A 22,437-nucleotide genomic window follows, 5' to 3' on the forward strand; every position below is an offset into this window, starting at 1 on the left:
GCAGGATCCAAATGTCATGGAGGAGTTCAAAAAAACTTTGCCCGGACGCTGAACGCCCACGTCGGACACCTGCCGAAGGGCAAGCGGATCGAGGTGTGGTTCCAGGACGAGGCCCGGATCGGACAGAAAACGGCATCGTCCGGCAATGGGCACGACGCGGAACGAGCATCAGCTTCAGCGCAAAGGTCTTCTTCGAGGAGACCGACGATGTCGAATGGCGGTATCGCTCGACATGGTTTGAAGCTCTCGATGTTCGCCCGATTGTTGAGGACCTCAAGGAACATGGGCTCGATCAGGCTGGAGCCGCCGAGGTGAAGCTCGTCATTGACCCGCGCAACACAACCATGACGCCGCGTGGCGACGCTGACGAAGCTCCCAGCGTATTGCCGAAACAGGGCTGAACGGCCGCGTTCCGCTCGCGGCGCGTGCGCTGCTGGCCCCTTAATGCATCGAACCCAGCTTGACCCCGACCTTGACCTCTGAATTCTCCGTTCATAACCATAGTTCGTTTGGGTTTTGGTCCCGTCTAAACCAGCTTGCAAACACGTTCGGGATAGGACCGGCCAAGCTCGCTTGGAGCCGGCAGGTCATCGCTAACGAAAGGTTTGATGCGTAGGCATGTTAACGCCCATACAATCACAGGCAATATTTCAGCATGGTGCGACATGACGAAAACCGGAAGGCGCCATTGGCTTTGGGTGGCGTTCGGCACAGAGGCAACCCTACTCTACGGGTGCCTTGTTCATAGCGCTGAACTCGGAGCCGTGATTCCCGACAACGAGAAGCGGAAGACCGCGCGTTTCGACGGGACGGACGTCGAGATAATTCAAGCCCTCCTAGACAGCGAAGAGGCCCAGCAGATTGGGGATGCGATTCGTACGCAGTCGACCTTGGATCTTTCACGGCAGGGCGGTCCGCGCATGGCGTTGGGTGGTTCCCGTCACAGGCTCGCTGACGGGTTTGGACGCCGTTCCCGTCCGATCGAAACCTATGTCGGCACAGATCACCCTCCGCTCTCGGACCATGGATGGACTCAGGCTTTAAATTTCCTCAAGGAGACGATCGGTCTCGATTTTCGCCGGCTTCCCGATCGTCTCGGTGCTTTCGACATCTACGATGTGCCCGAGGCCGATGGTGGAGATCCGCCCATTGATTTCAGCGTGGAACGGGACCGCTCTACGGAAACGCTAACCTACCCGGAACAGTTCGTCCTCGGCGCAAACCGAAAGGCCGACGACGATTATGCTGTCCATTTGGAGCTCGAACTCGGGCAGGAACCTGTCTTTTCCAAACTGATCACTATGCACCCTAGCGCAATGGTGCAGGTGGAGGCGGTTCCGTTCGATCACTACAGAATGTCCGTCTTTAACCGGTCGGGCATGCTAGTCCAGTTTGAGGAGCATTCGCTCCTGCTCCACATCAATCTCAACATATCAGCAATGGGGCCGACGCTCGCGGTCAATGACACACTTGCCCGCTCGGCTCAGGGGCTCGGATCGGAACTTCGAAATAGCGCATCGAAGGTTCGCACTCGATCCACGAGCCGATCGAAGATTACGGCTGAAAACGATACCGCCTTCGAGGCGCACCGGACAAAGATGCGGGCGCTTGCGCATCGGCTGGTGCCTCCGTCAGGCAGAGACCGCTGGTTTCATCGAGGTATCGCAAACGAGGTCGGCGTCATCGCTCACTTCAACGTTCTGCTGGACGGCGCGCGTGTCAGCGCTGGCACGATCGTCGATCCGTATTTCGGGATCGACACCCTGAAGCGGGTCATCTCCCGGCTCGAAAGCCTGGATGTCGATCTGACGGTCGTCACGAGTCTGATAGAGACCGACCCGGAAACGAATGATCCAAATGTAAGCCTGCTCGACGAACTGGAAACGGTCCTGCGCGACTTGCGGGGCAACGGCATCCCAAACGCCGCCCGCCGACTGAGGGTTCGCAATCTCGTCGATGGCCCGCGGCAAGCATTCCATGACCGTTATCTCCTGCTCACGCCTCATGAAGGCGAACGCGAGGTCTATCTTCTTTCCAACAGCTTGAACCGCATGGCGGGAAAATGGCCGTTCTGCATGTCGAAGCTGGAGGGGGCCGCGGCGCGTGACGCCGCGCTTTACATTGACGGGCTTGCCAATGGGCGGGACATCTCCGGATCGATGCAACCGACGACAAACTTCCAATGGCCTTACGATGACGCGCGATAGGGCTGATCCAAGGCTTACGCCGGGCGTGCTCGCTGCTGCCGTCTGGTTGATGAACGACGAGCGCGAAAGCGAAGCCAGTCTGTTCAAGAGAGCTTATTTTACGGGGTTGCTTCGCAAAGGACGCACCGGCAGCCCTTGGCACTGCAACGGGCCGCTTCTGGCGCGTCTGCTCAGACGCCGCGTACTTTCCGGCGAGCTGCCTTGTCACGGCGCCGTCCTCGTCGGCATCGGCGAGATGATCGCGCACGGCCACGCGCCGAAGGATGAGATTGAGAGCAGTCTGGGTCGGCTGTTTCGCCACGCCTATCCAGAAGCGGCCCGACAGCGATTATTCCGGCAGGCGCTTGATCTCGTCAGGTCGAAAACATCTGCAACGCAATCCTCGCCTTCGCCCGTCTACCAAAGCGAACATCTCTCGGTCATGGATTGGACGCGGATCAACTTCGCGGATCGATGGATGCAGCATCCAGTACCGCTTGGTTCTTTCTTCGGCTACGGATTGAGTTTCATCGCCCGTATCCTCCTGCGCAATGCTCCCGCGCGCTTGCGGTGGTTCGCGAACGAAGCGAACAAGCGAAGCCTTCTGCCTGCGGTTGTCGGAAGTGTCGGAGAAACCTGCTTCTGGAACGATAAGGCCCCGCAACAAGCCTTGCGAAGCGGCGTGCCGCTCTTCGTAGGTTTCGGGGTGGCCAGGCTTCGAGACGGCGGAGAGGACGGCGAAGGCTGGAAGGCGTCCGCCATAGACGCCGCGCTTATCGACAATAAGGTGGCGATCGAAGGACGGATACACGTCAGCGCCTTCATGCTGAAGGAAGCCGTTCATGCTTGGCATCGTCAGAAGAATCGCCCTGCCGAAAACCGCCGCCGGCGTGCCCTGCTCGAGATCGACCCTTCCCAGGCGGTAGGCGGCGAACGTCACGCCATTTTCCAAATCGAGCGTCTGAAGGAAGAAGAGCCTGACTTGGAGCGAAGGCGGTCTGCGGTCATGCTGGCGCTTGACGACGCTTTGCAAACTGCCGCGCAGCAAGACATCGATCCAGGCAAACTCTGGAGCGTCTTCGAGCCATCGCTGGTCGATACCCCGGAGATAAGGCATCGCTTCGCGATGGCACATGCCGACGGGCTCCTGCGGCGTGCGGCATTAGAAGCGGCTTTGGCAACCTTCGATAAGTTCGTGGCCGTCCGGCACCCGGAAACGATCAGCGGTCAGGGTTTTGAATCGTTCCGCGCCGAGCGGGAGTTTGCCTTTTGGGCCGCGAGGTCTCAGGTCGAACTATCAAAGGCTAACGGACGCGATCCAGGCCATGACGCCGCGCGCAGGATCGGAAAGGCCGAAGCCGCGCTCCGTGCTTTCGCGTTGCAGCCATTCGCGGCCACACGTTTCAATGAGCGCTTCCAAAACAGCCTTGGCCGCTGGTCCCTTATACTCCAATTCGCGTTCCTAGTCGCTCTTTCGGATCCAAGAGCCCCATTTGTCATCTTACGCGACGCGGCGCTGAAATCGGCGTCATCATTCTTGCCGGTCGCCAATCGCTCCGGGTACGACCACCGATGGGCAGACGCCGTCGCCGGCTTGGTTGTCGACGCGGTTTCGACGACGCAAGACAATAAAGCTCGTAACTGGATCGACGACGAGCGTCAGCCTGCACTGCTTCGCACGCAACTCGTCTGGGCGTGTCCAGCTATTCTCGAAACAGACCTTCAAACTGCAACATCGCTTGTCGATGAGATCGCCGCTCGAAAGACCTTCCGTGCAGACGCCGGACGGAATGCGTCAGACCTGCTCAACATAGTCGACCGGGCAGCTGCCGCGATGAAGCGGGAAGATCGGCCGGACCTTTATGACCAGCTGGCAATCCCCTACTCAAAAGCGGTGGCGCAAACCGATGCTCCGCTCGCCAAAAGCGTCTCTCTGCAAACACTACTTGCCGCTCTGAACGCTGATCCCGATGCGCTTACGATTTTGCTCAAGGATCCGGTGTGGGGGCACAGCCGTGTTAGTGAGACGCTTCGCAAAGATTGAAGGGAAGCGGACTAATTTGATGGCAGGGGCGGGGAGTTTAAGGGCTTGCGCGCCGAAGAAGCGGAACGCCTGCGCGTGCGCGCCGAACTCCCTGTCCACAAAATCGGCAGCAGCTCATGATGCCCGAGCGGTTGGAGGCGCTGCTACAGTCCGTCGTTGACCGGCGAGTGAAAGCCGATGCTGAGGTCCAGGCGCGGATCGATGAACTCTCTCGCGAAAGAACGACGGCGGAAGACAAGCTGCGGCGGCTCTACCAGCTTGTCGCCGACGGCATCGCTGAACCCGACGAGATGCTCAAGGAGCAGATTGCCAAGCTCAAGGCCGACCGGGATCGGGCGCATTCGGCGCTGGAGCGGATCGAGAATCAGGGTGCCGCCGCAAGCCGGCTTGATCCGGACAAGCTTGCCCGGTTCGGGCAGCTCATGCGGTCAAACATCACAGAGGGCGAGGTGCCGTTCCGCAAAGCCTATCTGCGGTCGCTTATCGACGCGGTCGAAGTCGATCAGCGCGTCGTGCGCATCCACGGATCAAGGACGGAGTTGGAAAGGACCGTACTTGCCGACCAAAGCACCCAGCCGGGTGTTCGCGGTTTTGTACGCAAATGGCGCTCCCAAGGGGACTCGAACCCCTGTTTTCGCCGTGAGAGGGCGACGTCCTAGACCGCTAGACGATGGGAGCGTCTCCGGGAAGGCCGTCTATGTAGCTGCCTTCTCGCAGGCTCGCAAGTGCCCTTGGCCCCGGCGCGGAAAGTTCTCCACAGGTCGCCTTCAGGCGGGCGGAGGGCGGTGGCCGAAGAGGGCGCTGCCGATGCGCACATGGGTGGCGCCCTGGCGGATGGCGGCGGGGAAATCGCCACTCATGCCCATGGACAGGCCGTCCACGCCGTTGCGCGCCGCGATCTGCGCCAGCAGCGCGAAATGCGGGTCCGGCACCGCATCCACCGGCGGAATGCACATGAGGCCGGCCAGGGTCAGTCCATAGGTGTCGCGGCATTGGGCGATGAAGGCGTCGGCGGCCTCCGGCAGCACGCCGGCCTTCTGCGGCTCGGCGCCGGTGTTCACCTGCACGAACAGCGCCAGGGTCTTGCTTGCGCGCGCCTGCTCCTCGGCGATGGCGGCAGCGATCTTCGGCCGGTCCACGGTGTGGATGGCGTCGAACAGGGCCACCGCCTCGCGGGCCTTGTTGGATTGCAGCGGGCCGATGAGGTGGAGTCGCGCATCGGGAAAGGCCTCGCGCAGGGCCGGCCACTTGGCCTGCGCTTCCTGAACGCGGTTCTCGCCAAACACCCTCTGGCCGGCGGCCAGCACCGGGCGGACCGCATCGGCCGGGAAGGTCTTGGAGACGGCAACCAGGGTCACGTCTTCGGCCCGGCGGCCGAAGTCGCGGCAGGCCTTGGCGATGGCGGCGCGCACGGCGCCGAGGTGATGGGTCGCCGCGCTCATGTCTCGTTCGTCCATGCCGTGTCCTTCGTCGTGTCGAGCCGGCGGATGCTGCGCAATGGCGCACCCGAGGCGGCGATGCGGGCCAGCGCCGGCGCCAGCGGCTCGCGCGCCACCTGCATATGGAAAGCGTTGGCGTGCAGGAGGGTGTCGGGAGCCTCCACCAGGGCCACATGGCCGGGCCAGAACAGCAGGTCGCCGCGCGCGAGCGGGGCGTCGAGGGGCAGGCTCTCGCCCAGCGCCTGCTCCTGCATGTCGCTGTCGCGCGGGGCGGCGATGCCGCAGGCGGCAAGGGCGGTCTGCACCAGTCCCGAGCAGTCGAGCCCGAGCGCCGAGCGCCCGCCCCACAGATAGGGCACGCCGAGGAAGCGCGCCGCCACCGCCACCACGTCCGCCTCGCGGGCGGCGATGGGGGCGAGGTGGCGGGTGTAGATGAAGCCGTCGCGGGTGGCGGTGAAGGCGCCCTTTTCCTCCCGCGCCACCACGGCGCTGCCGAAGCACAGGGCGCCGCGCGGCGGTAGCTTGAGGTCTGGGCCGGGGAACAGGAAGGTGCGCGGCACCGCCACCTTGTGGCCCGGGGGCGTGGCGAGCGGACGCAGGGCATCGGAAGGCAGGTAGCCCACATAGCCGTCTGCGGCGAGCTGGACGAAGGCCCAGCCCTCGCCATCGTCGGCATAGACCGTCACGCATTCGCCGTAGAGGGCCTCGGTGTCGAGGGGGGCATCGCCGGCGGGCCGGCGGCGCAGGGGCGCCACCGCGTCCGCCACCTCGCGCAATTCGCCGGGCACATAGCGGGGGGCCGCCACCAGGCCCTGGAGGCTGGCGGCGGCGAGGTCGGCGCGGGCGGGGGTCAGCCGGGGGTCGAAACCGTGTGGAAGGCTCATGGGGTCAGCCGTAGCGCGCGGCGAGCAGGGCATCGAGGGCGCGAATGGTCTGCGCCTCGCCGCCTTCGGGACGGCCCGGCCGGGTGGCGGGGTTCCAGGCGAACAGGTCCAGGTGCAGCCAAGTCTTGGCGGCTGCCACGAACTTGTCCAGGAACAGCGCGGCGGTGATGGCACCGGCGAAGGGGCCGGACGACACGTTGTTGGTGTCGGCGATCTTGGAGTCGAGCATGCCGGCATAGGGCCGCCACAGGGGCAGGCGCCACAGCGGGTCGGCCTCGGCGACGGCTGCGGCGGCAAGCTCGGCGGCGAAGGCGTCGTCGGGGGTGAAGGCGGCGGGAAGCTGCGGGCCCAGCGCCACCCGGGCGGCGCCGGTGAGGGTGGCGAAGTCGATCAGCACGTCGGGCGCCTCCTCGTCCGCCAGCGCCAGGGCATCGGCCAGCACCAGGCGGCCCTCGGCGTCGGTGTTGCCGATCTCCACCGACAGGCCCTTGCGGCTGGGGAAGATGTCGCCGGGGCGGAAAGCGTCGCCGGAAACGGCGTTCTCCACCGCCGGAATCAGCACCTTCAGGCGCACCCGGGCGCCCCGCGCCAGCAGCAGGTGGGCGAGGCCCAGGGCATTGGCGGCGCCGCCCATGTCCTTCTTCATCAGCAGCATGGCGGCGGAGGGCTTCAGGTCCAGGCCGCCGGTGTCGAAGCACACGCCCTTGCCCACCAGCGTCACCTTTGGCGCGTCAGGGTCGCCGGCTGTGATCTCGATGAGGCGCGGCGCGCGGGCGGCGGCGCGGCCGACGGCGTGGATCAGGGGGAAGTTCTCCGCCAGCAGGGCATCGCCGACGATGGAGCGGAAGCGTGCCCCGTGGCGGGCGGCCAGCGCGCGGGCCGCGTCCTCCAGCTCGGCCGGGCCGAGGTCGTTGGCGGGGGTGTTGACGAGATCGCGGGTGAGGGTGACGGCCTCCACCTGCCGGGTGAGGGCGGCGGCGTCCACGCCCTCTGGCAGCACCAGGCGCACCGCGCGCGGGGGGGCCTTGCGGTAGCGGGTGAAGCGGTAGCCGCCGAGGGCGAAGGCCAGGGCCGCCAGGCGCAGGTCGCCGGGCGTGCCCTCCAGGCGCCACGTGCCCGGCGGCAGCAGGCCCGGCAGGGCGCCGAAGGCAAATGGATCGGCGTGCGGCGCCGGGGCGAGGCCGAACAGGACGCCGGCCAGGCCGCCGTCGGCACCGGGCACCGCCAGGGTTTTGCCGGCCTCGGCGGTGAATCCTGCGGCGGCGGCGAAGGCGCGCGCGCCGTCGGGGAGGGGGATGGTGTCGAGGTCGGCGGCGCGCACGCACCACACCGGCAGGCTCTGGTCCGAGGTTAGGGCGAAGCAATCGAGCATGATGGACTCCTCACAGGAGGAGGTAGCACGCCGGGCGCGGGTCCATGAAGTGCGCCGCGTGCGGCGCCGGGTTGCGCCGGCCGGGGCGGGGGCGGCTCAGCCCGGCACCATGAGGCTGGAATAGGGGTGCAGCAGCAGGCCGGCGCCGGCCAGCGCCACGCCATAGGGCAGGGTCTCGCCACTGGCGGCGAGCCGCGCCAGCGGGCGCGAAAAGGGTGTCAACCGGGAGGCGGGCACGGGGGAGGGCGCGCGCGTGGCGCGCGCCTTCACGGTGGCGGCCAGGGTGAGGGCGGCGCCGATGAGGCCGCAGGCGATGAGGAAGAGGGGCACCTGCGCCGGGTCGAGCCACAGCGCCAGGGCGCCGGCAAGCTTGGCGTCGCCGGCGCCGATCACGTCCTGGGCGAACAGGGCGAAGCCGGCGGCGGTGACCGACCCGGCCACCAGCAGGCGCAGGGAGAGGTCCGGGAGCGGCGACAGCCCCGCGACCATCGCGAAGCCGGCGATGAGCGCCGCCACCAGCGCGTTCGGGATCACGCGGCGCGACAGGTCGGTGCCGATGGCCGTGCACAGCAGCGCCGGGTAGAGCCCGAGCAGCAGCAGGTTCAGGAGGTGCATCCGATCCATGGCCATGTCCTTGAAGGGCCGCGGGCCTCAGTTGCCGGCCGCGGCCACGGTGGCCTTGAGGCGCGAGAACGTGGTCGCGATCTGCGCCAGCACCGTGATGATGGCGATGGACAGCCCGGCGGCGATGAGGCCGTACTCGAGGGCGGTGGAGCCGTGCTCCTCTCGGATGAAGCGGGATAACAGGAGCTTCATGTCACAGGTTCCGATGCGGCCCCGGGGGTCGAGGCGATCCCGGTGGCGAACTGGCGCGGCGGATGAGGCCGCACGGTCGAAGGCTAGGGGCGGCCCCTTGAGGCGAGGTAAAGGTTGATTATCATGATACCGTCTTCGACGTTCGGCTGAGGAGACGGTTAACGCTCTCTCGCCGGCCGGGGCCGGGCCATGGAGGCGCTGGCCCCCGCTGCGGCGGTGCCTGCCGCTCGCCCCTGCCCCCGCGCGCCATTGGCGCAAGGGGCAAGGGGCCCCAAGGGGCCCCAAGTGGCGCCCAGGGCGCCCAGGGCACCAAGGGCACCAAGGGGGATTGGGCCCGAAGGCGCGCCCCAAGGCCGCCTCATCGCCCGGCTGGCGGCCGGGCGTCCCGGGCCATCCGCTCGGATCGGCTGGCGTTTTCAAAGGCGATAGGGAGAGGCTGGGGCGCCTCAATGGGGCATTGGGCTCGAAGGGGGTAGGGTCGCGCAAAGACGTGCCTTGGGAGGCGTCCCAAGGCGTTTGACCGCCCGGCTGGCGGCCGGGCACCGGAGGCTGGGCCGTCCACTGGACCCGCTGGCGCTTTCAAAGGCGCTGGTGAGAGCCGCGGACGCCCCCAATGGGGCGCGGGGGAGGCCGGGTCGCGCAAAGACGTGCCTTGGGAGGCCTCCCAAGGCCGCCTCATCGCCCGGCTGGCGGCCGGGCCGTCCGCTTGGACCGGCCGGCATTTCCAAAGGTGATAGGGAGAGCCGAGCCCTCATGGGCCATTGGGCGCCGCCCATGGGCGCCCGATCGCCCGGCGGGGGCGGCCGGGCCAGCGGCGGGGACCGGCCGGCTTTTCAACGGGGCGTCTGGATCACGTCATGGATGCGCCGCTGGGGCGGGCGGGTGGCACCAAGTGCGGTCGGGTCCTTGCGTGACGCCAGGGTGCGGGCGGCGGGCGGGGCGTTGCGTTGTCTGCGTCACCGTGCCGGGCGGGCCGCGGTTGGGACGGTCGAGCCCCGAGAAGACGTCGCCCCGTGTTGCCCCGGGGGTGCATCGCTGCTTATCCTGCCGATGCGGCTTGGCGCCGCGTCGGGGGCCGGCGCCAGGCGCGGACCGCTGCTCCCGGGTCTTTTGGGCGCCGCGCGGGTCTGGCGGGAGCCTGCCCGCGGCTTCCAGGGCGAGAACTGCACGCCCGCGCCGGCGTGCGGAACGCAGGCGGGGCCCCGGACGGCACGCCGCGTGCGTTGGACGGCGCTTCAGCCGCCGGCCTCTTCGAGCTCGGCGCTTACGCGCAGCCAGTCTTCCTCGCAGGCGGCGAGGGTCTCGGCGGCGGTGGTCCGGGCCTTCGCGAGGCGGGCCGCGTCCAGCGGGGATTTGGCGTGGAGCCCGGGGTCGGCCAGCTTGGCGTCGAGGCCCGCGATCTCGCGCTCCAGCTTCTCCACCTGGGTTTCCAGCTCGCGGATGCGCTTCTTGAGCGGGCCGGTGGCGATGCGGCGCTTCGGCTCGGGCGCGGCGGTTGGCCGGGTCTCGGCCTTGTCCTTGCGGCCATCGGCGGTCATGCGGTCGCCGTCGGCGCGGGACAGCACCTCGCGCCGATACTGGTCGAGGTCGCCGTCATAGGCTTTCACGGTGCCGCCGGACACGCGCCACAGCCGCTCGGCGCAGGCCTCCAGCAGGTGCCGGTCATGGGAGATCAGGATGACGGCGCCGGGAAAGTCGTTCAGCGCCTCGATCAGCGCCGCGCGGGCCTCGATGTCGAGATGGTTGGTGGGTTCATCGAGAATCAGCAGGTGCGGGCCCTTGAAGGTGGCGAGGCCGAGTAGCAGCCGCGCTTTCTCCCCACCCGACAGGGCAGACACGAGGGTGTCGGCGGCGCCGCCGGAAAAGCCCATCTCCGCCGCCCGCGCGCGCACCTTCGATTCCGGCGCATCGGGCATCAGCCGGCGCACGTGCTGGGCCGGGCTCTCGCCGGGGTGCAGTTCGTCGAGCTGGTGCTGGGCGAGATAGGCCACCTCCAGCTTGTCGGCGCGCACCATGCGGCCGCTGTCGGTGCCGAGCCGGTCGGCCAGCAGCTTGGCGAAGGTGGACTTGCCGTTGCCATTGGGCCCGAGCAGGGCGATGCGGTCGTCCTCGTCGATGCGCAGGTCCAGGTTTCTGAGGATGGGCTTGCCCGGCACATAGCCCACCGATGCCTTCTCCAGCACCAGGATCGGCGGCGAGAGCAGCCGCTCCGGGTGGCGGATGGAGATGGCGGCCGCCTCCTCGCTGACCTGGGCCGACAGCGGCTCCATGCGGGCGAGGGCTTTCAGGCGCGACTGGGCCTGCTTGGCCTTGGTGGCCTTGGCGCGGAAGCGGGCCACGAACGCTTCCATGTGCGCGCGCTGCGCCTCCTGCTTGCGCCGGGCCTTCTGGTCCAGCAGCAGCCGCTCCCGACGCTGGCGGTCGAAAGCGGTGAAGCCGCCCTTGTAGAGCGTCAGCTTCTGCCCGGTGAGGTTCAGGATATGGTCCACCGAGGTGTCGAGCAGGTCGCGGTCATGGCTGATGAGAATGACCGTGCGCGGATAATGGGCCAGGTAGTCCTGGAGCCACAGCGTGCCTTCGAGGTCGAGATAATTGGTGGGCTCGTCCAGCAGCAGCAGGTCCGGCTCGGTGAACAGCAGCGCCGCCAGCGCCACGCGCATGCGCCAGCCGCCGGAGAACTCGGCGCAGGGACGGCTTTGCGCGCTTTCGTCGAAGCCGAGGCCGGCCAGGATGGTGGCGGCCCGGGCCGGGGCCGAATGGGCGTTGATGTCGATGAGGCGTGCCTCGATTTCCCCCATGCGCATGGGGTCGGTGGCGGTCTCGCGCTCCTGCAGCAGCGCCGCGCGCTCGGTGTCGGCGGCCAGCACGCGCTCCATCAGGCTGTCCGGGCCGGCGGGCGCCTCCTGGGCGACGCGGCCGATGCGGGTGCGGTTGGGTAGCCGGATGGCGCCGCTCTCCAGCTCCAATTCGCCCACAAGGGCCTTGAACAGGGTGGTCTTGCCCGAGCCGTTGCGTCCGACCACGCCCACCCGCGCGTTTTCGGGAATGGCGACCGAGGCATGGTCGATGAGCAGGCGGCCCGCGAGGCGCAGGGAAATGTCGTCGAGAACGATCATGGCCCGGCCTTTTCGCAGGCTGGGCCGGGCAGGGCAAGGGCATGGACACGGGCACAGGCACGGGCGGCGGGGGAGCCGGACGGGGCCTGCCCCGGATATAACCGGCCGCGTGGAATCAGGCACGGAGGCCGGCGGTGAGCGAGCGGGAGACGATTTCCTATGACGATTTCCAGAAGGTGGACATCCGGATCGGCACCATCGTGTCGGTGGAGCCGTTTCCCGAGGCGCGTAAGCCTGCCTACAAGCTCGGCATCGATTTCGGACCGGACATCGGCGTGAAGCGCTCGTCGGCGCAGATCACCGTCCATTATGCCCCAGCCGATCTGCTGGGCCGGCAGGTGGCGGCGGTGGTGAACTTTCCGCCGCGCCAGATCGGCCCGTTCATGTCGCAGGTGCTCACCCTCGGTTTCCCCGATGCCGACGGGGCCGTGGTGCTGGTCGCCCCCACCCGGCCGGTGCCGAACGGCGGCCGCCTCTACTGAGGCGGACCGCCGCGCCGCCTGCCCGGCCCCGCGCGGGGCCGGGCAGGCGGATCAGTTGTTGCCGCGGTTGACGGACGGTCGGGCGCGCTGCTGGGGCCGTGCGTTCTGCTGCGGGCGCGCCCGCTGTTGCGGGCGGGCGTTCTGCTGGGGCCGGGGCCGCGCCTGCTGCGCGTTGGGCCGCTGTTGCGGCCGCTGCACGTTGGGCCGGTTGGCTGGCCGGTTCGGTGCCGCGTTCGGTCGCTGCGGCCGGTTCTGCCCGGCGTTCGGCCGGTTCGCGGGCCGGTTCTGTCCGGCATTTGGCCGCTGCGGGCGGTTCTGCCCCGCGCCCGGGCGTTCCGATGGCCGATTGATGTTGGGTCGGTCGGCGGGACGGTTGATGTTGGGCCGCTCGACGTTGGGCCGGTTGCCGTCCGGGCGGTTTCCCGGCCGCGTGATGTCGGGGCGGCCGCCACCGGGCCGCTCGCCCGGCCGATTGATGTCGGGCCGGTTGATATTGGGCCTGTTGACGTTGGGACGGTTGATCTCCGGCCGGTTGATGATGGTGCCGCTGTTGCCGGGGCGATTGATGATGGTGCCGCTGTTGCCCGGTCGGTTGATGATGGGCGCATTGATCTCCGGCCGGTTGATGATTGGCGCGTTGATCTCGGGCCGGATGATGGGGCGGTTGCCCCCCTGCCAGTTGCCGCCGCCCGGACGGCTCGGCGGACGTCCCCCGGGGCGTCCGGAATCGGGCCGGCCGGGCCGCCACGGCCCGTTGCCCCATTGCGGCGGCGGGCGATGGCCCGGCCCCCACTGCGGCGGGCGGCCGCCGGGGCCCCAGTGCGGCGGGCGGTTTCCGGGACCCCAGCCAGGCGGGCGCGGGCCCGGTCCCCACCCCCAGTGGGGGGGCTGGCGCCAAGCCGGAGGGGCGACCCAGATGGTATTCCAGCCGCGATTGTTCCAGCCCCAGCGGTTGTTCCAGCTCGAGCCCACCAGCACGCCGGCGCCGAACCCGATCGCCCCGGCGGCGAAAGTGTTGAAAGCGGTGCTGGGATTGTAGACCGGAACGTACACGCGCTCCGGATTGGCGGGTTGGATGTAGATGGTGCGCTGGCCCGAGGTCTCCTGGGTCGTCACCACCTGCTGCGGTGTGGTGGCGAGGTTGCCCACCTGCTGTGCCTGCGCGCGCAGCATCTGGATGACGGTGGAGACGTCCTGCGGCTGGTGGATGAAGGCGAAGCCGAGGGATTCCGCCCAGGCCATGTGCTCATGGAGCTTGCCGAGCACGTCCGGGAAGCGGGTCAGCGCCTTCACCGAGGAGTCCCAGGCCTTGCCGTCGAGCGCCGACAGGTCGCCGTGGCGCGCGGTGTTCGGGTTGCGCTTGGCCCAGGTGTAGGCCTCCACGATTTGGTCCGGGAACGCCGCCGCCGGCAGCAGGATCGCCAGCAGCGGGTCCGGGTAGAGGGCGATTGGTGCGAGCAGGTATTCCAGCTCGGCCATGGTGTAGACGTCCGCGACCTGCTCCGCCGGAGCGGCGGCCTGCGCCGGGACCGGGGCCGGTTCCTGTGGCGCGGCGGCGGCATTCGGGGCCGCTTGCGGCGCCTGGGGCACGGCCGGCGCCGGCGCCTGCGGAGCGGCCGGCGCGGCGACGGCGGGCTGGGTGGTGTCGCCGGCCGGGGCCTGCGCCATCGCGGGAAGGATCGTCGTGGACCAGCCGAGCACGGCCGCCACCGCCACTCGGGACCAGTTGCCGGCCACCGCGGGCGGGCGCTTATGGAATGCGGGTCTCGTCATGCCTGTCTCCAAGGCCGCCCAGAATGGGTGATCCAACGCCGACCTCCGGATTTCCGCAAGGCGGTGGATCAAGGTTGGGACAGCGGGCACACGGCCGGGACAAGGCGCGCAGCCCCGCCGGGGCGGCGCATGGCGGCCGTTCCCTCCCTCGGCCTGCCGCTGGGGTGGCTCAGCGTCCGGCACGCCGCGCCCGCACCGCGTCGCCGAAGGCGGCGAGCAGACGGGCGTTCGGAACGGACAGCGCGGGCCGGTATTCGGGGTGCCACTGCACCCCCACGGCGAACGGGTGGGCGCGCAGCGACACCGCCTCCACGGTGCCATCGGGTGCCGATGCCTCCACCGACAACCCATCGGCGATGGTGTTCAGTCCCTGATAATGCAGGGAGTTGACCGGAAAGCGGGAGGCGCCGAAGGTGGCCGCCAGGGGCGAGCCGGGCGTCAGTTCCACCTCGTGCAGCGGGCCGTATTGCAGGTCAAGGGGGCCTTCCGTCGGGGCGTGGTGGGCGATACGCCCCGGCAGGTCCGACAGGCGCGCGTGCAGGGTGCCGCCGAGGGCGACGTTGAACTCCTGGAAGCCGCGGCAGATGAACAGCGACGGGACGCCACGGGCCACCGCCGCCCGGATCAGCGCCAGGGCGAAGTGGTCGCGGGCCGGATCGAAGGGGCCGGGGGAGTCCTCAGGGCCATTCCAATGGCTCGGATGCACGTTCGAGGGGCTGCCGGTGAAGAAGAAGCCGTCCACATGGTCGATGAGGGCGCCGATGTCGGCCGCGAAGGCCTCCGGGACCATGACCGGCAAGGCCATGACCGGCAGGCAGCCGGCGAAATCGTAGACGGCGCGGGCATATTTCTCGCCCACCATGAAATACGGCAGGCTGGTTTCGTCCTTCAGGTCGCCGACCACGGCCACCAGCGGCTTGCTTTGCGCCATCCTCAAGACTCCAGGCTCGTCACTCGCCGAGGCTGTAGCGCACGCCGATGCGGACCTGATGGCCGCCGAGCTCGTCGATGCCCACGCCGGCGATGCCGGGAAGCCCCGGCGCGCCAAGGCTCACATAGCGGTAGCCGAGGTCCACCGTCCAGGCGCTCGACAGGGCATAGGAGAGGCCGCCGCCCAGGCTCCAGGCGAAGCGCCAGTCGTTGCCGAGGTCGGGGATCCCGGCGGGCGGGGTGATCTGGTCGATGGCGAAGCCCACGCCGCCGCTCACATAGGGGGTGACGCCGGCGACGGTGACGATGTCCCAGTACAGGCTGGCGAGGGCCACCGTCGCATCGGCGCCGAAGTGCCCCAGGCGGGTGTCCACGCCGCCGAGGTCGAGATAGTCGATGCTGACCTCGCCCCGCAGCCAGGGCGCGAAACGGTACCCGAGGCCGCCGCCGATGGACCAGCCCGAGCTGTTGCCGCTGGCGCCGAGGGGCAGGGTGTTCACCAGCAGCGTATCGAACGTGCCGTTCACATGGCCGGCCACATAGCCGACGTCGGCACGGGCGTAGAAGCCGGAGCCGGCATCCTCGTGCACCTCGGGCGGGGCCAGCGAGAAATCACCAGCCTTGCCCAGCAGCGGCAGGTCGTCGGAGGCCGACGCGGCGCCCGCCGGGGGAAGAAGGAGAGCCGCCGCCAGGACGGGAACCGAACGCCACATCACGCACCCATTGCATCGCTGCCTTGATGTGCTGAGGCTCGCACGGGAAGTTTAAGGCGGGATTAACCCTGATGAAGCGTTAAGGCCCTGTGGGCACGGGCTTCTGCCGCTGCCGGCGGGCGCCTGCGGGGGCGCTTCGGGCGGGGTGCGCGGGCGTGCGCGCTGGACCTTGCCGTGGGCTTCGCGATGGAGCGGGCCGTGATCCGGATGGCGCTTGGCGCGGTGACGTGGCAGGGGACGGCCGGCCGCCGGTCGCGCGCGGCACCGCCGACGGGCGGCCGGGGATGCTCCCGGCGACGACGCCGCCAAGGGGCCGTCCCAAGGGGGCTGTCCCAAGGGGGCCGTCCCGTGAAGGATTTTCAAGGAGCTTCCCGTGGGCGTGCTGCTTTTGGATGCGCGCTGGAGATGCGCGGCAGAGGGCCGGCGAGGGCGGGGCGCGGCCGGTTCAGCGGCGCAGCAGGATCTGTCCGAGCAGGAGGCCGACGCCGGCGGCCAGGGCGCAGGCGGCCAGAGGCTGCGCGCGGATGCTCTGGCGCAGGGAGTCGCAGCGCCCCTCGGCCCACTGTCCGGCATTGGCGGCAACCGATTCGGCGGTGCCGGCGGCTTCCGCCGCGGCCGCTGTCGCGCCCTTTCCGGCGGCTTCGAGCAGGCGGGTGAATTCGGCGCGCAGCCGCTCCAGATCCTCGCGCACGTCGTCGAGGCCAGGCTCGGCCTTGGGGGCGGTGGACTTCTCGACCATGGGAACGGCTCCTGTAGCGTTTGGGGGACGCGGCGCGGAGGATGCACCGGCGGGCCCGGCGCCGGCAAGGCGGAAGGCGTGCCGGCTCAGGCGATCCGGGCCAGCGGGTCGGCGGGCGTCCGCCGGGCCTCGTGGAAGAACAGGGCCTGGGCGATGGTGGCCTTCACCGTCTCCGAAAGGAAGGGCTTGGTGATGAGGTAGGTGGGCTCCGGCCGCTCGCCGGTGAGCAGGCGGTCGGGAAAGGCGGTGATGAAGATCACCGGCACGTCGTAGCGGGCGAGGATGTCGGTCACCGCGCCGATGCCCGAGGAGCCGTCGGCCAGCTGGATGTCCGCCAGCACCAGGCCGAAATCGCCGTGCTGCGCCAGTTCCACCGCCTTGGAATGGGTGGGGGCGACGCCGATCACCTCGTGGCCCAGCTCGCTCACCAGGCTGCGCAGGTCGAGGGCGATCACCCATTCGTCCTCGATGATGAGCACCCGCGTCGCGATCTGCCGGTCGATGTCGCGCTGGGCGGCGATCACCTGGGCTTCCACCTCGTCCACCGGCACCGCCAGGATGCGGGCCGCCTCGGTGTAGGAGAAGCCCTCCATGGCGGTGAGCAGGAAAGCCACCCGCGACGACAGGTCCATGGCCTGGAGCCGCTGGTCGGCGCGCAGGTCCGGGGCCGGCGCGCCGGCCGGGCGCCGCTTCCACGCCTGGTGGAAGGCACGATAGAGAGCCACCCGCGGCGACACGCTCGCGTCCAGGTCCACCTTCCCGTCGATCAGCGCCTGCAGGGTGTCCTGCACCGCGCCGTCACCGGCCGGCTGGGAGCCGGTGAGCGCCCGCGCGTAGCGCCGGAGCGAGGGAAGCTGCCTGAGAAACGAGGAATGCGGCATGCGCGCCCCCTTGCTGAAGGTGAGTTGACCCCGGCGACAGCCGCGCCAGGCCACGGACGGCCCGGAACGCCGGTCAGGGAAAACGCGGCCTCGGGCGGAAAGTTCCGTGCCCTCCGGAACCGGCGCGACACGCATTGCATTGTAAAGCGGAACACTGTTGGCTTCACGAAGCAGGCGCGCCCGGTGTCGCCGGGTGACGATGACAGGTCAGGGCGGAGCTGTCGATGGACTGGGCGAAGGCGGAGGCGGTGCGGGCGCGCCACAAGGAGCGCAGCGCGATTTTCGCCGCGGCCGCGGGTCACCCGAGGAGCCTGCTCGACAGCGTGCGGCGGCGCCTCGTCCTGGTGGCGCTGTTCGCGCTCGCGCCCATCGCCGGCCTGAATTTCGTGCAGGGGGCGATGCAGCTCCAGGCGGCCCAGGACGAGGCGCGGGGCCGCCTGCTGCGGCACGTCTCATCGGACGCATCGACCCTGGAAACGGTGTTCGCTTCGGCGGAGAATGTCCTGCAGGCCCTCAAGAACGTGGCTGACGTGCGCGAGGCCGGTCCGTCCTGCCCGGCGATCCTGCGCGGCGCGGTGCTGAGCCTGCCGTTCGCAAGCAATATCGGCGTCATCGACGCCGACGGCGCGGTGACCTGCTCGGCGTTGCCCCACGACGGGCGCAACGTCGCCCAGGAGGGCTGGTGGCGCCGCGGCGCGCGGGAAGCCCGCTTCGTCGTCGCCGGCAAGGCCTTCAGCCGTTCCGCCCGCGCTGACGTGCTGGTGGGGCTGCTGCCGCTGAAGGAGGCGGACGGACGCCTGTCCCGCGCCCTGGTCCTCACCATCGACGTGTCCTGGCTCGAGATGGTGCTGAAGCGCGAGACCCCGTCCGCCCAGGGGGTGGTGGCCTTGTTCTCGGCTAAGGGCGAGGAGCTGCTGTCCAATTCCCGTTCCCAAGCGGCGGCGCTGTTCGCCGGCCACGACATGACACGTGGCGCCAGCGCCCTGCGGGAGGCGCGGGACGCGGACGGGCGCGGCTTCACCTTCGCCACCGCGCCGCTCGGCCGCGACGGTCTGATCGCCGCCTTCGCCATGCCCACCGACCGGCTGTTCCGCTGGACCGTGCTGACGGTGGCGGCGAGCTTCGCCCTGCCCACCCTCCTGGTGGTGGCCAGCCTCGTCGGGCTGTGGCTGGCGGTGGACCGTATCGTTCTGCAATGGCTGCTGTATCTGCGGCGGGTCACGGCGGTCTACGCCCAGGGCCACTATGGCTTCCGCCCCACCCGCATCGACGCCGCGCCGAGCGAGTTCCGCGCCCTCGGCCACGCGGTGGAGAACATGGCGCTGGCGGTACGCGAGCGCGACGCGCGGCTGCGCCAGGCGCTGGCCGAGAAAACCGCCCTGGTGCGCGAGATCCACCACCGCCTCAAGAACAGCCTGCAGATCGTGGTCAGCCTGATCAGCCTCTACGGTTCCGGAATGCGCGGCGAGGACCGGCGCCGGTTCGACCGGCTGCGCACCCGGGTGAACACCCTGGCCCTGGTGCACCGCATCCTTTACGAGGCCGCCGACGGTTCGCAGGTCCGCCTGCGCGAGCTGCTGCGCGAGCTGGCCGGGTTGCTTGAAAGCGCCAGCGAGCGCCCGGCGCGGATCACGGTGGAGGCGCAGGACGCGCCGTTGCCCACCGACATGGCTGTGCCGCTGGCGCTGATGGTGGTGGAGATCGTGCTGGGGCTGACCGCCGCCGGCGCCGACGCGGTGGCGGACGAGAAGGCGCTGGCGCTCACCCTCGCCGGCACCCTGGCTGAGGGCCGGCTCTCCATCCAGGTCAGCGCGCCCGCGACGCCGGAGGCCGCCGCCCCCACGGCCATGCCCGCCGCCGGCGATCTCGCCCATGGCTTCGCCGCCCAGCTCGGCGGCCAGCTCGCCCTCGGCCAGGCCGGGGGGCGCCTGCGCGTGAGTGGCGACTTTCCCTGTCGTTCCAGCGGCGGCTGAACGATCCGCGCCCGGGGCGGGGAACCTTCCGGCGTTCTGCAACGTTCATGCTTGGGAGCCGGGGTGTTCCCGCCGGAGGAGCGCCTGTCCGCATGGGCGCGCGGCGCGGCCGCTCCCCGCGGCAGCCGTACCGGCACCCGGCAGCAAGGGACCAGGAGCAGCAGAGATGGAAAAGGCTCAAGCCAAGGGGTCTTCGGGATCTTCCCACCGCGGCTTTGCGGCCATGGACGCCGAGAAGCAGCGCGCCATTGCCCGCAAAGGCGGCGAGAGCGTGCCGCCGGAGAAGCGCAGCTTCTTTCAGAACCGGGCGCTGGCCGCGGCCGCCGGTCGCAAGGGCGGGCAAAGTGTCGCCGACGATCAGCGCAGCTTCTCGCGGGACCGCTCCCTCGCCTCGCAGGCGGGGCAGAAGGGCGGGCAGAGGACCGGAGGGCAGGGGTCTGGCGGTCGTGGTGCCTGAGCGCCGCTGGCCGGGCGAGGCGGCCGGCACCGGGCACGCGGGCATCCGGAGCGGTCACAGCGCGAGACTTGCGCTGTTTTGCCGCATGATCCATTGTGGTGCTCGCCACGGCGACGGCGGCGGGCCGAGGTGTCGGCGCCGGTCGGGGTCGAAGAGTGCGCGTCGGGAGCGTGGCGCCGGGGCACCCTCCGAGGGTGGCATATGGCGCGTGCGGCCGGTCAGGGGCGTGCTCCCTTGCCGTCCGTGCGGGGCCCTGCCGGAGGGCGGAAGGGAGCTTCTGCGTGCGTGCCTTCCCTTTGCGTGTCCTGGAGCATTCCTAAGCGAGGCCGTGTCATGGATGTGACGCCACGCCCTTCGCCCGCCGCCACGCCGGACGACGCGGCGCTGCGCACGCAGGTGCTGGCGTTGCTGCCGGCCCTGCGCGCCTTCGCCCGCTCGCTCACCCGCAACCGCACCGAAGCCGACGATCTGGTTCAAGAGACGTTGATGAAGGCGCTGGCCAACATCGACCGGTTCGATCCAGGCACCAATCTGCGGGCTTGGTTGTTCACCATCCTGCGCAACACTTACTACACCGACATGCGCAAGCGCCGGCGCGAGACCGAGGGCCTGTCGGCCCTCGCCCATCAGGACCACAATGTGGGGCCCAGCCAGGAATGGTCCATGACCCTGCGGACGCTGCAGGAGGCCCTCACCCATTTGCCCGACGACCAGCGCGAGGCGCTGGTGCTGGTGGGTGCCGCCGGCCTGTCCTACGAGGAGGCGGCGGACGTGTGCGGCTGCGCGCTGGGCACCATCAAGAGCCGGGTCAACCGCGCCCGCGCCAAGCTTCTCGTGCTGATGGGCGCGCAGGCCACGGCGGACGTGGTGGAGGGCGATGCCGTGGCGCTCTCGGCGGCCCATTCCGGCCGCGTGGGCGAAGGCTGACGCCGCCCCGGCCCGGTGGGCGGGCGCGGGCGGGCAGGGTGGCTTACGGCGGCGACCGGGGCCACGTATCGCCCCGGGCCTCAGTGCGGGGACCAGCCCGGCGGCGCCAGCTCGAAGCCGGAGAAGGTGAAGGCCGGGGCGACCGTGCAGCCGACCAGCGTCCAGTCCCCCTGGCTTTCCGCTGCCTGCCAGGCGAAGGCGGGCACCACCCCTTGGGGGCGCTGCCCGAGGTCGAGCCGGGGCCCGAGCACGACCTCGCTCCGTTGCCCGTCGGCGGCGACATGGAGGGCCAGGGGCGCGCCGGCATGCCAGTGCCAGATCTCCACCGCGTCCACCCGGTGCCAATGGGAGCGCTCGCCGCGCGCCAGCAGAAAATAGATGGCGGTGGAGGCGCCGCGCCCGCCGTCCGGGGCGGTGTCGCGGAAGGTTTCGCGAAAGTGCCCGCCTTCCGGATGGGGCTGGAGGCCGAGCAGGGCGATCACCGCCGCCGCGTCGAGCGTGGGGTCGATGGTGTCCATGATCCGGTCCTTGCCGTCGCTCAACCGCGGAACTCGTTCTTGCGCGCGCGCAGGTCCGCGAATACCTGGGCCGGATCGGCCCCGGCGAGGCCGAGATGCGCCGCCAGCGCCGGATCGTCCGCCCGCAGGAAGGGGTTGGCCTTCAGTTCGTCGGCCAGCAGCGAGGGCACGGTCGGCTGGTGTTGGGCCCGGGCTTCGTCCACCCGAGCGGCAAAGGCGTGGAGATCGGCATTGCCGGGGTCCACGCTCAGGGCGAAGCGGGCGTTGGCGGCGGTGTACTCGTGGCCGCAATAGACGCGCAGATCACCCGGCAGGGCCCGCAGGCGCAGCAGCGAGCGCCACAGCACCGCCGGCTCGCACTCGATGGCGCGGCCGCAGCCGAGCGAGAACAGGGTGTCGCCGGAGAACAGCAGCCGGTCGTCCTCGAACAGGTAGGAGACTTCGCCGGCGGTGTGGCCGGGCGTTTCCAGCACCCGCCCGACGAGGCCGCCCACCGCCACCGGGTCGCCGTCCTCCACCGCGACGTCGAGGCCGGGGATGGCGCTGGCTTCCGCGCGCGGCCCCACCACGGTGACGCCGTAGCGCGCCTTGAGGGCGGGAATGCCCTGCACATGGTCGGCGTGATGGTGGGTGACCAGCACCTGGGAGAGCGTCCAGCCGGCGGCTTCGGCCGCGGCGATGATGGCCGCGCCGTCCGGGGCATCCACCACCGCGGTCGCCTCGGTGACGCGATCATGCAACAGCACCGCGTAATTGTCGGCGAGGCAGGGCACGAGACGGATCTCGATCGGCACGCGGAAATCCTCCGGGGCTGGGGCGCCTTCACCGCAGCTTGGGCGGGGAGGGGCCCGGGTCTGGCGGTGAAGCATCCGGCCCGCATCCGACGGAATCGGCCGCGCACGCCTGTCACCGCGTCGATGATAGCAGAGGCCGGGCGGTCCCGCTCGCCGGGCACGAGAGCAGATGCCGCGCGACCGCGTCGCGGCGATGGGCTATTCAGGGGGGCAGGCCGGTCGCCGGCGCGGCCGGGACCGTCGCGGCCGTGTGCGAGGCCGGCCGGCCCGTGACGAGCGGCCGGCGGGCGGCAGCGGTGAGGGCCAATGGTCCGGCGATCGCCCGGCGATGGCGGGGACCCATCCGGATTGCGCAGATGTGGGATTTCGACAGTCAGGTGAGTGCGGGCAGCG

At 69.7% G+C, this 22,437-nt stretch carries 20 protein-coding genes, 1 tRNA gene and 1 pseudogene (1 of these 22 only partly in view); 7 read left to right on the top strand and 15 right to left on the bottom strand.

Annotated elements, in window-relative coordinates; translation table 11 throughout:
• The 3 genes and pseudogenes from V5F53_RS18805 to V5F53_RS18815 form a co-directional block, all read left to right on the top strand.
• A pseudogene (locus tag V5F53_RS18805) lies at window positions 1–164 on the top strand (IS630 family transposase) (its annotated part extends 458 nt beyond the left edge of the window); the annotation flags it as partial.
• Window positions 165–764: 600 nt separating this feature from the next.
• Window positions 765–2,207, top strand: coding sequence for a VPA1262 family N-terminal domain-containing protein (locus tag V5F53_RS18810; protein ID WP_393998359.1), 1,443 nt, complete (start codon window positions 765–767; stop codon window positions 2,205–2,207).
• A gap of 25 nt (window positions 2,208–2,232) precedes the next feature.
• Window positions 2,233–4,230, top strand: coding sequence for a hypothetical protein (locus tag V5F53_RS18815; protein ID WP_393998360.1), 1,998 nt, complete (start codon window positions 2,233–2,235; stop codon window positions 4,228–4,230).
• A gap of 143 nt (window positions 4,231–4,373) precedes the next feature.
• On the opposite strand, the gene V5F53_RS18820 is transcribed toward V5F53_RS18815, so the two are convergent.
• From V5F53_RS18820 to V5F53_RS18855, 8 genes are all read right to left on the bottom strand, one after another.
• Window positions 4,374–4,571 (bottom strand): hypothetical protein, encoded by a 198-nt coding sequence (locus tag V5F53_RS18820; RefSeq protein ID WP_393998361.1) that lies wholly within the window; start codon window positions 4,569–4,571, stop codon window positions 4,374–4,376.
• A 261-nt stretch (window positions 4,572–4,832) separates the two neighbouring features.
• Window positions 4,833–4,908: transfer RNA gene (locus V5F53_RS18825), tRNA-Glu, on the bottom strand.
• Window positions 4,909–4,997: 89 nt separating this feature from the next.
• Window positions 4,998–5,672, bottom strand: a complete 675-nt coding sequence (locus tag V5F53_RS18830) for a YggS family pyridoxal phosphate-dependent enzyme (protein ID WP_393998409.1) — start codon at window positions 5,670–5,672, stop codon at window positions 4,998–5,000.
• Window positions 5,669–6,553 (bottom strand): C40 family peptidase, encoded by an 885-nt coding sequence (locus V5F53_RS18835; RefSeq protein WP_393998362.1) that lies wholly within the window; start codon window positions 6,551–6,553, stop codon window positions 5,669–5,671. Before V5F53_RS18835 ends, V5F53_RS18830 begins: the two co-directional genes overlap by 4 nt.
• Before the next feature lie 4 nt (window positions 6,554–6,557).
• Window positions 6,558–7,925: a leucyl aminopeptidase family protein gene (locus tag V5F53_RS18840; protein ID WP_393998363.1), complete on the bottom strand. Its 1,368-nt coding sequence runs from the start codon at window positions 7,923–7,925 to the stop codon at window positions 6,558–6,560.
• A 96-nt stretch (window positions 7,926–8,021) separates the two neighbouring features.
• A complete protein-coding gene (locus tag V5F53_RS18845) occupies window positions 8,022–8,549 on the bottom strand; it encodes an A24 family peptidase (protein ID WP_393998364.1) in 528 nt (175 codons plus the stop codon).
• Between the two features lie 27 nt (window positions 8,550–8,576).
• Window positions 8,577–8,741, bottom strand: coding sequence for a Flp family type IVb pilin (locus tag V5F53_RS18850; protein WP_393998365.1), 165 nt, complete (start codon window positions 8,739–8,741; stop codon window positions 8,577–8,579).
• A gap of 1,235 nt (window positions 8,742–9,976) precedes the next feature.
• Complete coding sequence (locus tag V5F53_RS18855; RefSeq protein ID WP_393998366.1) at window positions 9,977–11,857, bottom strand: ABC-F family ATP-binding cassette domain-containing protein; 1,881 nt, start codon at window positions 11,855–11,857, stop codon at window positions 9,977–9,979.
• Window positions 11,858–11,991: 134 nt separating this feature from the next.
• On the opposite strand from V5F53_RS18855, the gene V5F53_RS18860 reads away from it, so the two are divergent.
• Window positions 11,992–12,339, top strand: coding sequence for a tRNA-binding protein (locus V5F53_RS18860; RefSeq protein WP_393998367.1), 348 nt, complete (start codon window positions 11,992–11,994; stop codon window positions 12,337–12,339).
• 51 nt (window positions 12,340–12,390) lie between these two features.
• Here V5F53_RS18860 and V5F53_RS18865 read toward each other — a convergent pair whose 3' ends face one another.
• From V5F53_RS18865 to V5F53_RS18885, 5 genes are all read right to left on the bottom strand, one after another.
• On the bottom strand, window positions 12,391–14,112 hold the full coding sequence (locus V5F53_RS18865; RefSeq protein WP_393998368.1) for a DUF3300 domain-containing protein: 1,722 nt from the start codon (window positions 14,110–14,112) through the stop codon (window positions 12,391–12,393).
• 169 nt (window positions 14,113–14,281) lie between these two features.
• Entirely contained in the window at window positions 14,282–15,043 is a 762-nt protein-coding gene (locus tag V5F53_RS18870) for a gamma-glutamyl-gamma-aminobutyrate hydrolase family protein (protein WP_393998369.1), read from the bottom strand.
• A gap of 19 nt (window positions 15,044–15,062) precedes the next feature.
• The gene (locus V5F53_RS18875; protein ID WP_393998370.1) at window positions 15,063–15,755 is read right to left on the bottom strand and encodes an outer membrane protein; all 693 of its coding nucleotides are present in this window, start codon (window positions 15,753–15,755) and stop codon (window positions 15,063–15,065) included.
• Between the two features lie 445 nt (window positions 15,756–16,200).
• Entirely contained in the window at window positions 16,201–16,494 is a 294-nt protein-coding gene (locus tag V5F53_RS18880; protein WP_393998371.1) for a hypothetical protein, read from the bottom strand.
• An 86-nt stretch (window positions 16,495–16,580) separates the two neighbouring features.
• Window positions 16,581–17,375, bottom strand: a complete 795-nt coding sequence (locus tag V5F53_RS18885) for a response regulator (RefSeq protein WP_393998372.1) — start codon at window positions 17,373–17,375, stop codon at window positions 16,581–16,583.
• Between the two features lie 224 nt (window positions 17,376–17,599).
• On the opposite strand from V5F53_RS18885, the gene V5F53_RS18890 reads away from it, so the two are divergent.
• From V5F53_RS18890 to V5F53_RS18900, 3 genes are all read left to right on the top strand, one after another.
• Complete coding sequence (locus V5F53_RS18890) at window positions 17,600–19,348, top strand: sensor histidine kinase (RefSeq protein ID WP_393998373.1); 1,749 nt, start codon at window positions 17,600–17,602, stop codon at window positions 19,346–19,348.
• Between the two features lie 223 nt (window positions 19,349–19,571).
• Window positions 19,572–19,805 carry a KGG domain-containing protein gene (locus tag V5F53_RS18895; protein WP_509212607.1) on the top strand — a complete coding sequence of 78 codons (234 nt, stop codon included), beginning with the start codon at window positions 19,572–19,574 and terminating at the stop codon, window positions 19,803–19,805.
• A gap of 333 nt (window positions 19,806–20,138) precedes the next feature.
• Window positions 20,139–20,732, top strand: coding sequence for a sigma-70 family RNA polymerase sigma factor (locus tag V5F53_RS18900; RefSeq protein ID WP_393998375.1), 594 nt, complete (start codon window positions 20,139–20,141; stop codon window positions 20,730–20,732).
• An 80-nt stretch (window positions 20,733–20,812) separates the two neighbouring features.
• Here the strand turns inward: V5F53_RS18900 and V5F53_RS18905 are convergent, their stop codons facing one another.
• Window positions 20,813–21,250 (bottom strand): cupin domain-containing protein, encoded by a 438-nt coding sequence (locus V5F53_RS18905; protein WP_393998410.1) that lies wholly within the window; start codon window positions 21,248–21,250, stop codon window positions 20,813–20,815.
• A 20-nt stretch (window positions 21,251–21,270) separates the two neighbouring features.
• Window positions 21,271–22,044 carry a hydroxyacylglutathione hydrolase gene (gene gloB, locus V5F53_RS18910; protein WP_393998376.1) on the bottom strand — a complete coding sequence of 258 codons (774 nt, stop codon included), beginning with the start codon at window positions 22,042–22,044 and terminating at the stop codon, window positions 21,271–21,273.
• Window positions 22,045–22,437 lie beyond the last annotated feature (393 nt).

The sequence above is a fragment of the Xanthobacter cornucopiae genome, assembly GCF_043195065.2.
GTDB lineage: Bacteria > Pseudomonadota > Alphaproteobacteria > Rhizobiales > Xanthobacteraceae > Xanthobacter.